The sequence below is a fragment of the Ahrensia sp. 13_GOM-1096m genome, assembly GCF_000620605.1.
In the GTDB taxonomy this organism is placed as follows: Bacteria; Pseudomonadota; Alphaproteobacteria; order Rhizobiales; family Rhizobiaceae; genus Ahrensia; species Ahrensia kielensis.
In genome coordinates this window covers 149,013-162,901 of sequence record NZ_JIAX01000010.1, presented here as the reverse complement: position 1 = coordinate 162,901, position 13,889 = coordinate 149,013, and the positions used below count along the sequence as shown (strand labels likewise).

The following is a 13,889-nucleotide window of genomic DNA, read 5'->3' as shown; positions in this document are numbered from 1 at the left end:
TAACAGCTTTTTATTAAATCTTATAGGATTCAACCAAAAGGCAAACTAATATTTTTAGTTCTTAGTTATGGAAGCAAGATATTTACCATAGGAGGATTTGCCAAGTGACATTGCTAGCTTTTGTAATTGTTCCTCATCAATAAAGCCCATTCGGAAAGATACCTCCTCGGGACATGCAATTCGGAAAGACTGCCTTTTCTCTAGTGCTCTTACAAAATCGGAGGCCTCATTTAGACTTTCTGGTGTCCCAGTGTCGAGCCAAGCATAACCTCGTCCCATTTTCTTAACTTTAAGCTGATTGCGTGCCATGTAAGCTAAGTTGACATCTGTTATTTCAAGTTCTCCCCTTTGTGAGGGCTTCAAGTTGGCTGCAATGTCGACGACTTGTTTGTCGTAAAAATATATGCCGGTTACCGCCCAAGATGATTTCGGATGTTCCGGCTTTTCCTCTAGTGAAAGTACTTTACCATCAGCGTTCATTTCAACAACACCATATCGCTCTGGGTCGCTGACATGATAAGCAAACACTGTTGCTCCGCTTTCTGTTTGGGACGCTTCCGTCAACAATTCACTCAACCCATGACCGTAGAAAATATTGTCGCCCAATATGAGTGCGGTGTTTGAGTCACCAACAAAATCGGCGCCGATTATATAGGCTTGCGCTAGACCATCAGGTTTAGGCTGTGCGGCGTAAGTAACATCTATTCCCCACTGTTCGCCGCTACCTATAAGTTGCTGATATTGGGGTAAATCTTGTGGTGTTGAAATAAGTAATATTTCTTTTATCCCTGCTAGCATTAGTGTGCTAAGTGGATAATAGATCATTGGTTTATCATAAACGGGCAACAGCTGCTTCGATACGACCTTAGTCATCGGATGGAGTCGTGTCCCACTCCCACCTGCTAATATAATGCCCTTCATAATCTTACCCTATTCCTCATTCCTAAATGCATTCACTAATTTCGTCGGCAACAATTATTTAGACTGTACATCAACCGAGTTGGTCGTTTTCAACAAACCCAGTCGGCCCCCATCGTAAACATCCTTGCGTAGTTTGTACCACCAATCTTCCCGTGATAGATACCATAAAACAGTTTTCTCTAACCCTGTTTCAAATGTCTCTTGCGCTCTCCAGCCCAATTCAGTTTCTAGCTTAGTCGCATCTATCGCGTATCGTTGGTCGTGGCCTGGACGGTCGGCAACAAACTTAATTAAACTGCGGCTCTCTATTGTTTTTTCAGAATTCTTATCAACTAAGTCACAAATCCTATGTACAACGTCCAGATTCGTTAGTTCGTTACGCCCCCCAACATTGTATTTTTCACCTACTCGACCTTTCGTTAAGATTGTCCATAAGGCCCGGACATGATCATCTACAAATAACCAGTCGCGCAGGTTTTTACCGTCGCCGTAGACTGGCAGATCGCGACCTTCTAGAGCGTTTAAAATCACGAGCGGTATCAGCTTTTCAGGAAACTGAAAAGGTCCGTAATTGTTCGAACAATTCGATATCAGTGCGGGAAAGCCATATGTTCGATACCAAGCAATCACCAAGTGGTCGGACGCAGCTTTACTTGCGGAGTAGGGCGAGCTTGGGTCATAAGCAGTAGTTTCTTTAAAAAGGCCCGTATCACTTAATGATCCATACACTTCATCGGTAGATACGTGCAAAAAGCGAAAAGCGGCCTTACGCTCGCCAATAAGTCCATCCCAAAAATGCCGAGCAGCTTCCAGCAGGTTAAACGTTCCTATTATATTGGTCTGAATGAACTCACCAGCACCACTGATAGAGCGATCTACATGACTTTCAGCGGCTAAATGAATAATAGCATCAGGGTCAAAATCAGCTATAGCTCTGCGCATTGCATCGGCGTCAGTTATATCGGCATGTAGAAACTGATATCTCTCATTGTTGTCAATTGTTTTGAGAGAATCTAGATTGGCTGCATATGTTAATTTATCAATGTTGAGTAATTCAACGTTTTGCGATTCTATGAGATAGCGGCATAGGGCCGATCCAATAAAGCCAGCGCCGCCTGTAACTATAATACGTTTGTTCATAATGAGATCATCTTATTTAGATAAAGTAAAAGTAAAATGTGCAGGTGTTTCAGAAAATGGTGGGTGCAGCTTGTCTTTCTCAGATAATTGCGCGTTTGCCACTGGCCAATCGATGTTCAAGTCTTTATCAGCCCAATAAATTCCGTGGTCACACTGCGGCGCGTAGAATGAGGTAGTTTTGTAAACCACTTCTGTATTTGCTTCAAGCGTACAAAACCCATGAGCGAAGCCTGGCGGGATCCAGAGTTGTTCCCAATTTTCAGCTGAAAGAATGCGAGAAATGTGACGGCCAAATGAGGGGGAGCCATGCCTTATATCAACAGCGACATCAAAAATAGTTCCTTGGACGACCCTCACCAGTTTTCCTTGCGAGAAAGGCGGTGATTGATAATGAAGTCCACGAATAACTCCTTTTTGAACGGAAAGCGAATGATTGTCTTGAACAAACTCAACGTCAATCCCAGCCTCTTTTAAAGCTTTTTTATTGTACGTTTCAGAGAAAAAACCTCTGTCATCACGATAAATTCGAGGGCAAATAACTTTTACGCATTCAATTTCGAGCGCTTTAATCATGTTTTTTTTAGTTCCATTAGCTTATGTGTTTATTTTCCTTCGATGATCCGTGATCATCGATTTTTATCGAAGGCAGGACTATGTTTCGAAAGGTTGGGCATCTGCTAATAATACTCTAGATAATTCATAACTAAATTCGGTAATGTATACTGTGTCATCTATATCAAGGACTAAAATCATATCGGTAACTCTAAGGCATAAGTGTGCCATCAAAACGACTTTCAACACATGTAAATTCTATCGCCCGATGTAATCTTAATTTCAGGCTGCCACAATGGAGAGCATTAAAAGGGAGTCTAAGAGTTCATTTGCACCAAACAAAATGGAACGCAAGGCTGCTGTTAGAAAGATTTATGAAGATCACAATGTACCTATGGGAAGTAGATAATTTCTACTTATTTTCGCAATTTCCGAGCGCTCATAGTCAGGGCTATAGCTGAGAAACGTTTTTGCTTGAAATTTTGGTCCATAATATTAGCTCGGAAGAATTTAATGATTGCCTCGGGTGCAGGTGTGGCTAGGAAAAAGAGATATTCTCTTAACCATTAATATGTCCGCATTCTAAATATCATAAATAATGCTCACTTGTTTCGCAAAGGCATTCAGATACCCAGCAGTATTTCTATTCTTCTTTCACTGTATAATACATCCGGCTTAGTTCGTTATGGTTTTTATATTGGTAATTAATATAGAAATTCTAGTAGTCTGAATGATTATGACAACACGCTTTAAATCGTGCCGAAATTTAAATGTTGTATAGTCATGTTATTGTCGTGCCAAAGGTGTCTTAACTTAGTCTAGTGCGACAATTTAGATTTATGTTTCAATCGGCCTGCAGCAGCAACTAAAACACCAAAAGTAAGTCCCGTTGCAGCCATCATACGGTCATCTGATAGATGCGAGCCAGTCAATCCATAGATAAAGATACCAAAAAATAAAATAATCAATGATGCTCTTTGGTTAGTATTACGCATATTTTTGTATAAATACATAAATAACAAAACATGAAACGAAAATACTAATAGAAAGCCGATAATACCATGAGCTGCAAGCTCATGAATGAAAACGTTGTGGAGATGGTTGAAGCTTAAAACTATATTCAGCTCTGTTTCGAAATGCGATAATGTTAAATCAGGAATATTACATTGTCCAACACCGAGAAAAGGGGCTTGGGAAAAAAGCTGCATTCCAAGATCCCACATATGTAATCTCAGTAAAAATGACTGATCAGCACTTGCTTCGATGAATATTAAATTAAGTGTATTCGCGAGTCTAAATTGCTCTCCAAAAAATGCAATTATAGCAATGCTAGTGATAATACCTCCCACGATTAGAATCGAAATTTTGAAATTTAAGCTATCTTCTTTGATCAATCGATGGACGGCACACGCAGAATCCCAAAGGAACGTAATGACATAGAAGATCAATATGATACGGTTGCCTGTCGCAATAACAATCAGAAAGCTTAAATAAAACGGTATCAGATTAATTAGTCTGGGCTCATTGGGGCGCAGAGGAAAGCGAGTTATACAGGAAAAAAGCATAAGCACATAGCCAGCAATGAGTGGGTTAGTGCCAAAGCCTAACCGCACGTTATTGGTTTCTATGATCCAATATGCAGAATAAAATGAGGAAATAATAATAGTTATACGGCAACTAAGTATTAATGTTCGCAATGGATCGCGAATCAACACTAAGCCTATTGTAAGGGGCCCAATAAGTGCGAGATATGCTTGGTATGGAGTGCATATTAATGACCATTGCTGAGTGCTCATCATAACCAAAATTAATCGAGCTATAGTATAAGTCGCAATGATTAAGCCTAGAAAATATAAATTTCTATTTAAATATCGGCTGGAATTATGTCTGCCGCAGATTAGCCAAATGCCTGTAATTGAGAATACAGCATTAAGAATACCAATCGAAGAAGGGTTTAAAATGAATAACACTGGTGCCGATGCAAGAACGAGAGAATCGAAACCGCGGCTGCGCCAGTAGAAAAATTTGTAAAAACCACTTATCATTCGAAATTTATGCTTCTAGAGCGCGCATTATAAAAAAAACGTCGGAATAATTCAAATGTTCTAAAGTAATAAGTAGGAAAGCGCTTATACCAGCGAAATTTTGCGTAATATGGGTTGCCTTTGTCCTCTTCAATGACAGAAATGTTATTTGCTGGTAGTTTCAACATAGTAGGTTTCGTTTGAATTACATCTACACCGTGATGCCAACTACGTTCAATCATAATATCAACTGGCAGATAACCCGGATTTAGTTTCGACAATAACTGTTCGGCTCCAGCGCGCGTAATCCAATATGCAGCTGAACTGCCGGTTGGACCAAACCAGCATCTACCGATGGCAAATCCCAGCACTCGGACTGTTTGTTTTTCAAACCAAGGAATGCGGTGTGAGGTTAACCTAACAATCAATAATTCTTTTTTATAATTTTTATCTAAAAAATCGCAAAAAGGCTCTAAATTTGAATTTAATAGAACGTCATCCTCTAAGATTACGCCTGTTGGATGACCTGATTTTAAAAATAAATTAAGTGCATTAATGTGACTTTGGTAACAGCCATACTCGCCTGGTTTTGCAGGACGACCATTACATCTCTTAAATTTCTCTGTATCAAAGCTTTCCCATTTGTTTGGGTCCAGAAAACTGCCATCGACAGCCTCAACCCGCGTCAAATCAATTTTATAAGCTTGTGCACTTTTAGATAACACCGACCAGCGCTCATGGGAACGGGCTAAATTGATAGCATAATATTTAGGCATTAATTCAGGCTTTCGAATTGCTTGATAGCGAGCTTAATAGGTTTTAAACATTGTGCAGTCTAGCCGAATTTTTGGGATACAAGCAGACGGAAAATTCGAATGCCTAAATGTAGCTTATTTATGTTTAGAAGAACAGGTGATTGGAGTTATACAACCTGACCGCTGGTTAGTATATTTTACACTTCTGCAGACACCCACTTTTGAATGAATCTTTAACATAATTATTTGCGCTTGTGTTGGTCAGCCAAATGTTCCCCATCAATGCTAATGGACTGATTGCCCTTGTTGCCTTAGGGAGCGTTTTCGACATACCATTACAGGGGAGGGGGCTAAATTGCCAGGCAACTGATTGCGAAGAGTTGCACCATCGAGAAGAAGTTTTGGGATTTCTTCTCGAATCTTGTTTCCAGTCGTCGCATATTTTCATCTTGCTAAAGTAACGTTCGACGGAGTTCCTGTGTCGCTAAAGGTTTGCATCGTGATCAACGCGGTGCGGCGCATCGCTTTTTAATGGAGTGACCGCCAACGCGTTTTCGTCGGCAATCTGTTGTCTGATCTTCTTGCTGCCGTAAGCTTTGTTGGCAACAATATCGAGCGGTGGAACCACCGAATCCAGAAAATCATGCATCATCCGGATGTCACGTAATTGGCCTCCGGGGATTGTTAACCTCAAGAGGGTTTTCTTGGCGTCTACAGCTGCGTGAACATTACTGGTGCGACCTCCTCGTGAGCCACTGGCGAAAGACAAACGAAGCGCCGTTGAAAGCGGTCAATACCTTCTTCCAGTTCCCTTTTTTGACCCAGCCACTGCGCGGTGGGCATTGACGATGGAACCGTCGATTAAGACCAGGCGTCTTCACACTCTTCGGTCAAATATTCAAATATGCCCTGCCAGACACCCTCTTCACTTCATCGAACATAGCGATTATAGACTGTGGTATGGGGACCATATCGATCTGCTAGGTCGCGCCACGGTGCGCCGGTACGCAGAATATAGAAAATGCCATTGAGGACTTTCCGATCCTCCTTGCGCACGGGGCCGCGGCCTTGTTTTGGGAAGAAGGGGAGCAACAACCGCCCATTCCTCATCTGTTAGATCAATTCATGCCATTACAATTTTCATCAATAGAAATCGTGGGTCACACCTTCGCAAGCAAACTCAAGTTATTGAATTAGGCTCACACCCTAGTATATGAAGAGATTGAAAACCGAGCAACATTGACGGATCTGGTAACGCTATCAATGGCTTTACAACTACAAGTTTTAATGGAAATGAATGTTTGCTACCTATTCAGCCGTCATCAATTCCCCATGTTCGCGTACGCGAACACGAGCGATGGCCAATCTCCAAAAAAACTCTGCTTTTCTGAGCCTTGCCTTAGAAAACTAAAATGCCGGTCTGGATGGTAGTGGCACCTCTTCGTCATGTTCTTCGTAGTGCGCTGGCTCTGCAATGGTGGATTCTTCTCCGGCTATGTTTAAGCCCTGATCGCGCATTATCTGCTTGATGGCCGCCTGCCAGGCGAGTGACCCTCCGGTTACCTCGACAGGATCCCATTGCCGTTCGATTGCATATGCCACCATGAGTTTCATCGCCTCGATTGAAGCATTGGGTGATGTGATTAGGTTCGGTGTCGAAACGAGTGCTGCACCGGTTTTCAGCTGTATTTGTTTTACCGGACCTGGCAGGCTCTGTACCCACCTGATCTGAGCGCCATATTCAGCCGGAACGCCTGCAAGCTTGGCTTTGAATATTTCCGCAAAACCAATCTGTCCGATGCACCCTTCGGTAGCCAACCTCCTTGCGCGCCGAACGGCTCTTTCCTGCTGTTGTACTCGTTTCTTAGATTCAGCGGTTTGCTCTGCAATTAATTGCTTTACGCGCATTTCGGCGCCGCCATCCAGATCTTCTTCAAACGCTTCTATGGCCGCAATTTGTGCGTCGGTTAAAACGGTACGGATTACGGGCTCAATCAAAGGCTGCGGCGCGATGAAGACAGGTGCAGCTTGCGGTGGCTCTGTGAAGCTTGCCGCGTCCTCAGTGGGATCAGTGAAGATCGTACCTTCATCATCATCCACAATGTCTGGTACGGTTGGTGGAACCTCAGCCAATAGTGCGCGATGGGTTATGCCTGTAACGCTCGCATCATGCTCTTCGTTTAGTCCCAAAATATTATGGAGCGATAGAGCTTTTGCCCGTGTGCGCAGCTGCATGTCGCCCAGCTTCTGCAATAGGTCTTTGAGCCGTGGTTTGCTGCCTTTTTCTGCTGATGATCCTGAATTGATCAGAGATGCCAAACGCTTTTCTGCTCCGCCAGGTGTCAGCACCATGGGGCGGCCATTGCGCCCTTCAAACAACAACAGCCCATGGTTTTGTAGCGATTGGTCCAATGCGCGGCCTGTATCGCTTAATGCCCATGCAGCATATGCACGGCGAATAATTTCCTTCGGTGCGATATCTTTTCTGCGCTTGGCTTCAGCACGCTCATCAGGACTGACTTTTGTTGATGAAACCCGTTCCTCAAAGCCTTTGCTTTTTAGATGCTCTGCAACAGCGAGCTTGCCCTCAGCCTCTAAGGCTTTCACAATCGAAGCGTTGTAAGGACCGTCGGTCAGTGTTTCGCCTGCTGCGATCTCTGATAGGCGCGCCACCTTGTGTATGCGTGCTGCTGAATGGCTATCGCTGATACATTTGCCGTTGGGCAATATTCTTAAATACAAGCGGTGCTTATGCGGCGGTAGGCGCCCGCCAGCACCAAACTTAACATGCTCCACCTCGATATAGGGCTGCGCCTCAAGCCCGAACTCTTCTTCTAAAAACGCCCAATAGAATTCCCAGTCTTTTTCAGAATAGGTAAGCGATGGCGATGCAAACATATGAAAGAATGGGTTTGACGTGCGCGCTCCTTTGGCAAGCAATTGTAGCTCACCAAACTGCTCAGCCATGTCGTCGCTGATCAGGCCGCTGGCAGTGATATTGATCTGCTCGTTATCACCGGTCTTTAGCAAATGCTTTCTCAAAGCATCATGGCCGTCATGCGGTTTGAGCCAATTGATCATTGAGCTTCCTCCGCACTGCGCAGAGCCGATTGGATTTCAGCTAACACTTTTTTACCAGCGCTTAGGTGGCCCTCTATGTCAGCATGCAGTGATGGTGCATTGCCATGAATGCGAACTGCTTTAGCCAACTGGATAATAGCACCGGTGTTGCGCGCAACGTTTATGTTGGCCGTCAGTAATTCGTTATTTAACGACGCGTCTTGTTTATTAAATCGGAATGAAGGCTTCTTCTTTTTAGGCTCAGGGGCAACGTCAAGAGAAGGCACGGCAGTCTGAAGCTGTAGGCGCAGCCACTCAGGTCTAGAGCGCTTACCGCGCACAGAATCAAGGGCTGCCGCTTCTTCTTCAGAAAGGCGCACCAATATCTGTACATCGCGTTTTCTAGTCTCCGACTTCGACATTCTCATAAAATGGAGGGGGTTCACGGGGGATTATTCCCCCTGACCAGTTGATGGATTATTCGCCCTTAGGCGGATATCCGTCATAGCTGGCTAAGCCTCTTTTGCCTTCATTCTCAAAATACCAAAAAAGGCTGCAAAGAAAAAGCAAATAAGGTTTGCGCTGTTTTATGGCGCTCACGTTTTTACATTTTCATGATTCTTTGAGACAATGCTGATGGGTGCAAAATGTTGGCGTATGAGGTCCACGATGTCGAACTATTATGAAGAACAACTCTCAAGTGATCTGCTTGAGAATATGAGCGCAGAGCACGTTAATGATGCCATCATTGTAAAAGCGCCTACCTATCAAAAATTACGAAGACAGCTTTTAGAAAACAAAAAACTATTGCTGGAAATAATCAAAATATTGTCCGTGAGAACGGACAAATGTGATGCGACGAGTTTTAGCTCGGGCGAAAAGGGGGCCATCTTCTGTGCATACACAGACACACCTTTTTCAGCCGATGGATCAGATCAAGAATTAGAAAAGTACAAGGATTTTCTAAACTCAGCTGGCTGGTTTAATTACCGCGATTGCGCAATCGAACTTATCGAGCAAGAGCTCATTGTCATGGAGACAGCGATTTCAGGACTGAACGCTCTTAACTGCTTAGGCGCAGAACTGCCGTTCACATGGAGCAATTATCCAATCGAAATGATTGCGCGTGAGATCACACAGAAAGCGAAGGCTGCGGGTGGACGGCTATACGGGTTCAAAGAATGACAAACTAGAGCAAGAGCTGCCTGCAGCTCTGCTTCCGGCGAGGATGGTGATGGAAGGGGTAAAGCTAAATCTTGATGAGTGGTGCGGGCGCAGGCTTCTTTAGCCGAGCCACGGTCATTATTATTTAGCGAGGGGATGAAAGAGGCAAAGTCTCTTGGCTCCCCTGCTAAATGGCAACGATAAGATCTTTGGCTTAAAGATCGTAAGTATTCGCCGACTTATGGAATATGGAACTCTTCCAAAAGAATTCGTTTCTGCGACGGTACAATGAAGAGCAGCTTGGTGAAGAATCGCCATGATCTGCGTTTCACTATATCGGGTCGTTTTCATTCAAAATCTCCTGGTCCATTATGCCGAGAAAATTCTAGTTTGAAACACCTTTATTTTAGGAAGGATTACCCAGTCCACTGAGGGGTTGGCCAATACGTAGTTCAGGTTTTAAAGGCTTTAGGAGGCGATGATTATGTCATTTTATTAGGCTCATGGATTAAGGACGCGGGAGATGAATACAATTTCAGATACTCGCGAACGCCAGTGCCCAGTTACGGATAAAGTGTTTGGGGCAAATTATCGAAAATCTACAGGTTATCATTAATGTCATCAATGCAAACGCGGATCGATTGGATTGTCTTGTCGTAGTTTCGTACGACTTCATGGTATGGGCAAATCATTCCTTCTAAAGTATACAATGCTGAATTGCTATTAAGTAAAACGGCATTTGGAATTAATATTTCATCTAAGTAACTGCCGACATTCTTATTTTTTAGTTTTTCAACGGGATGCGAATTAGAGAAATTTTTGTCTTTTAAATTTTGAAGCCAGTCTATTTGGTTTTTCAGATATTCTTGCTGCCCGTTAATGAATTTTATTATATCTTCGGCTGTTTGCTTTTCCATAGTGGTATTGTCAAAATATGTCGGTGCAGGTTTGATTGGTTTAAGCCAGTAGTGAATACTCTCGACAACACCTAAATAGCGTTTGCGACAGTCTCTCAAATAATCTTCATCACAGTTTTCGTATTCTTTGAAATACAGATACTCAAGCTTTTCAAGTTTAAGTTCAATGGCAATCTCATCAACCGCACTGTAACGCAGTCCCCATTGTGGACATGACGGTGAGATGTAATCTTGAGGAACTAAAGCAGGTGGACAATCTTGATCGCTGGAAAAAAAACGAAAGGTATGTTCATTAAAACAAATGTTATTATTGTGGAATGGATTGGCCAAATTTGCTGATTGTTGAAAGTAGGGTACAGCAATAAAAATCGTACCCGCCGATTTACATACCCGATACATTTCGCCAATCATATTTAGAAAACCAACATGAGATAAATGTTCAAGGCAATGTGACGTATGAACAAAATCTATTGAATTGTCTTTGAAGGGTAGTTTAGAGGTATTCAAATCCAATTTTATATCTACATCAGCGTAATCAGAAAAATCTATTCCTATACTCCCAGGAATTTTTTTTCTCCCACACCCGATATCTATGACCTTCATAACGTTAATCCTCAATTACAAATTATATTATTTGTTGGGTCAATACCCTAGATTCAGTTTTGGAAACATGAAAATCTCATACCAATCGCTACATATTTTTAAATCCGCTAGCTAGTCAGACTGTGAGAGATGACCTCAGGAGCTGTCTTTAATTTTGATAACTGGTGCAGGATTTAACTATGGTATAAATGCGGACTAACATTCTGATTGCAACTGCAATTATTGCTGTTTTTCCATCGTTCCACATTAAGTTTTAATTCAAAAGTGTCTAAGTAGCGGCTGATCTGCCTCCAATAAACGGTAAAGTAGAGCTTTGACAGCACTTCGTTTCAACATGAGCTGCTCCCCGTTGAGTTCACATTTATAAGTTAGCACTGTTCAGATTTTGATTGTTCGCCGACTGATCAGCATGTTCCAGGGGGGGGGCAGGCCAGCGAGGCTTGAATTCGGCCGGTGGTTCTAGAAGTTTGCGCGCCATGCCGCCACTAAATTATGGGGATTATCCCGGGCATGGCGAACATGTATAGCGGGTAACCGCACTTTATTCTTTCGGGTATCCGTTGGCGTATTTTGAATGTCTTTCATTATGCATATTTATTTAAGCGATTTTTTGTAGAAATTGCGGCTTTGAGGCTGTAGTTGTGTGACCATGGCGCAATTGATATATTAGTGGTTTATATTTATGAAGAAATATTTACGATGGTTGCTGCCGATTGATCCAGTAAATCTGCCTCGGCGAATCAAAAGCATAATGACAATTGCTCTTGATGGTTTTTTGTTACCATTTAGTTTATGGGCTGCGTTCGGCTTTCGTTTAGGGATTTTAGATCCAACAACTTACGTGAACTCCGGCGATCTTATCGCAATCATTGTGTTGTCTTACGTTGCGCTCTTATTTTTCAAACTTTATCGATTAAAATTAAATGCGTTTGACATATGGGCTATCAGTAAGCTTGCCCGCTTTTCTTTTGTGTTAATCGCGATTGCTGGTTTGGTTGATTTCTTTGCTTATTCAGGGGTGCCGCGATCCGTGCCAATTTTATATGGCGCGTCATTTTTCTTATTTGCTATTGTTTCTCGTATTGTTTTTATACATCTCATCCAAGCGCTTTCAAGGTTGGATAACACGGTGGACTCTGTTGCTATTTATGGGGCGGGTTCAGCAGGCATACAATTGGCGCTTGCTCTGAAACAATCTAAAGAAGTACGCCCATATTGTTTTGTTGATGATAATCCATCAATCAAAGGAATGATTGTTGCAGGTTTGAAGGTTTGTAAGCCAAGCGTTTTGGAGAGCCTTGTCAAGAAGGGGATCATACAAAGAGTATTGATCGCAATTCCTTCTCTAACAGGCGGTGACCGTGCCAGACTTGTTTCAAAATTATCAACGTTAGGGTGTGAAATTCAAGTCATACCATCTTACGTAGATCTGATCTCTGGACGCAATACTGTAAGTGATCTGAGGCAGGTTACGCCAGATGAGCTGTTGAATCGTAATATTGTTGATCTTGATAGCGCAGAATTGAAGAACACTTATGCTGGCCGCTGTGTTATGGTGACAGGCGCAGGTGGTTCAATTGGCTCTGAACTTTGCAAGCAATTACTATCATTTAATCCGCGCAAATTAGTAATGTTCGAACGTAGCGAACATGCACTCTACGAAATCGACAATGAGTTACGCGCTTTTACGCAGTCTAACGATATTGAGATGGTACGCTGTTTAGGGTCTGTTACGGATAGAGCAGCTGTCGATGCCGCCATCCGCACTCACGATGTCGAGGTCATTTTGCATGCAGCAGCTTACAAGCATGTTCCAATGGTTGAAGAGAATGAAGTTGAAGGTGCACGCAACAATATAATCGGTACCTTTGAGGTTGCAGATGCCGCGCGTGTCGCTGAAATTGAACGGTTTATTCTTATATCTACCGATAAAGCTGTTCGCCCTACCAATGTTATGGGAGCGACGAAGCGTCTTGCTGAACAGCTTGTTCATGATGTTCAATCAAAAACGACCAAAACTAAATACTCAATGGTACGTTTTGGAAATGTGCTTGGATCATCCGGCTCCGTCGTGCCTTTGTTTAACAGGCAGATCGCTAAAGGCGGGCCTGTAACGGTCACGCATGCTGATGTCACGCGCTATTTTATGACGATTCCAGAGGCTGCACGCCTAGTTTTGATTGCGGGTTCTCACTCAACTGGCGATGATTTGTTTGTTCTAGATATGGGTAAGCCGGTTAAGATTATAGATCTTGCGCGCAAGATGATTGAGCTTGCAGGTCGCACAATATGCGATGAAGAAAATCCAAATGGTGATATCACGATTGAGATCACAGGTTTGCGACCAGGTGAAAAACTATACGAAGAAGTCCTTATCGATAATGTTTCAAAAATAAACTCGCCACATGAAAAGATTTTCCACGCAAACGAGAAGTCTTTGTCTCAAGCGGAGGTTGCACAAATGTTCAAGCAACTAAGAAAAGCCGTGCAAGCGAGGGACGCTAAAGCAGTCCGCGATATAATTGAAAAATACGTAGAAAAACCGTCAGAGCAATATACGGCACATTGATTTAATTAAAGATTTGATGCGATTGTATTTGATGACATGTACTCTCTCGTGGAGCTGCATAAACAGTCAATGTCACAGAATTTTGTGGGACACTCTTCTAGCTAACTCATTGATTTGTAATTCTCTTATTTTAGTCCCACTTCGTGGTAAGTTATTGTAAATGCAAATAGATTCTGGGCCCTCC

Annotated in this window: 12 protein-coding genes; 2 read left to right on the top strand and 10 right to left on the bottom strand. The window is 42.8% G+C overall.

Annotated elements, in window-relative coordinates; all coding sequences use genetic code 11:
* Window positions 1-54: 54 nt before the first annotated feature.
* The 9 genes from rfbA to N530_RS0106895 form a co-directional block, all read right to left on the bottom strand.
* A complete protein-coding gene (rfbA, locus tag N530_RS0106930) occupies window positions 55-921 on the bottom strand; it encodes a glucose-1-phosphate thymidylyltransferase RfbA (protein ID WP_026480111.1) in 867 nt (288 codons plus the stop codon).
* 54 nt (window positions 922-975) lie between these two features.
* Window positions 976-2,061, bottom strand: a complete 1,086-nt coding sequence (gene rfbB / locus N530_RS0106925) for a dTDP-glucose 4,6-dehydratase (RefSeq protein WP_035266562.1) — start codon at window positions 2,059-2,061, stop codon at window positions 976-978.
* 12 nt (window positions 2,062-2,073) lie between these two features.
* Window positions 2,074-2,634, bottom strand: a complete 561-nt coding sequence (gene rfbC, locus N530_RS0106920; RefSeq protein ID WP_026480109.1) for a dTDP-4-dehydrorhamnose 3,5-epimerase — start codon at window positions 2,632-2,634, stop codon at window positions 2,074-2,076.
* 797 nt (window positions 2,635-3,431) lie between these two features.
* Complete coding sequence (locus N530_RS0106915) at window positions 3,432-4,658, bottom strand: O-antigen ligase (protein ID WP_026480108.1); 1,227 nt, start codon at window positions 4,656-4,658, stop codon at window positions 3,432-3,434.
* Window positions 4,655-5,413: a glycosyltransferase family 25 protein gene (locus N530_RS17545; RefSeq protein WP_051540802.1), complete on the bottom strand. Its 759-nt coding sequence runs from the start codon at window positions 5,411-5,413 to the stop codon at window positions 4,655-4,657. Before N530_RS17545 ends, N530_RS0106915 begins: the two co-directional genes overlap by 4 nt.
* A 463-nt stretch (window positions 5,414-5,876) precedes the next feature.
* Window positions 5,877-6,161, bottom strand: coding sequence for a transposase (locus N530_RS19030; RefSeq protein ID WP_155851944.1), 285 nt, complete (start codon window positions 6,159-6,161; stop codon window positions 5,877-5,879).
* Between the two features lie 161 nt (window positions 6,162-6,322).
* The gene (locus N530_RS18835; protein ID WP_081773908.1) at window positions 6,323-6,502 is read right to left on the bottom strand and encodes a transposase; all 180 of its coding nucleotides are present in this window, start codon (window positions 6,500-6,502) and stop codon (window positions 6,323-6,325) included.
* A 297-nt stretch (window positions 6,503-6,799) separates the two neighbouring features.
* Entirely contained in the window at window positions 6,800-8,473 is a 1,674-nt protein-coding gene (locus N530_RS0106900; RefSeq protein ID WP_026480107.1) for a hypothetical protein, read from the bottom strand.
* A complete protein-coding gene (locus tag N530_RS0106895; protein ID WP_026480106.1) occupies window positions 8,470-8,835 on the bottom strand; it encodes a hypothetical protein in 366 nt (121 codons plus the stop codon). Before N530_RS0106895 ends, N530_RS0106900 begins: the two co-directional genes overlap by 4 nt.
* A gap of 286 nt (window positions 8,836-9,121) precedes the next feature.
* Here N530_RS0106895 and N530_RS0106890 point away from each other — a divergent pair, with 286 nt between their 5' ends.
* Entirely contained in the window at window positions 9,122-9,637 is a 516-nt protein-coding gene (locus N530_RS0106890; RefSeq protein WP_026480105.1) for a hypothetical protein, read from the top strand.
* 578 nt (window positions 9,638-10,215) lie between these two features.
* Here the strand turns inward: N530_RS0106890 and N530_RS18565 are convergent.
* On the bottom strand, window positions 10,216-11,136 hold the full coding sequence (locus N530_RS18565) for a methyltransferase domain-containing protein (RefSeq protein WP_051540801.1): 921 nt from the start codon (window positions 11,134-11,136) through the stop codon (window positions 10,216-10,218).
* A gap of 751 nt (window positions 11,137-11,887) precedes the next feature.
* Here N530_RS18565 and N530_RS0106880 point away from each other — a divergent pair.
* Window positions 11,888-13,705 (top strand): nucleoside-diphosphate sugar epimerase/dehydratase, encoded by a 1,818-nt coding sequence (locus N530_RS0106880; RefSeq protein ID WP_211097866.1) that lies wholly within the window; start codon window positions 11,888-11,890, stop codon window positions 13,703-13,705.
* Window positions 13,706-13,889: the final 184 nt, after the last annotated feature.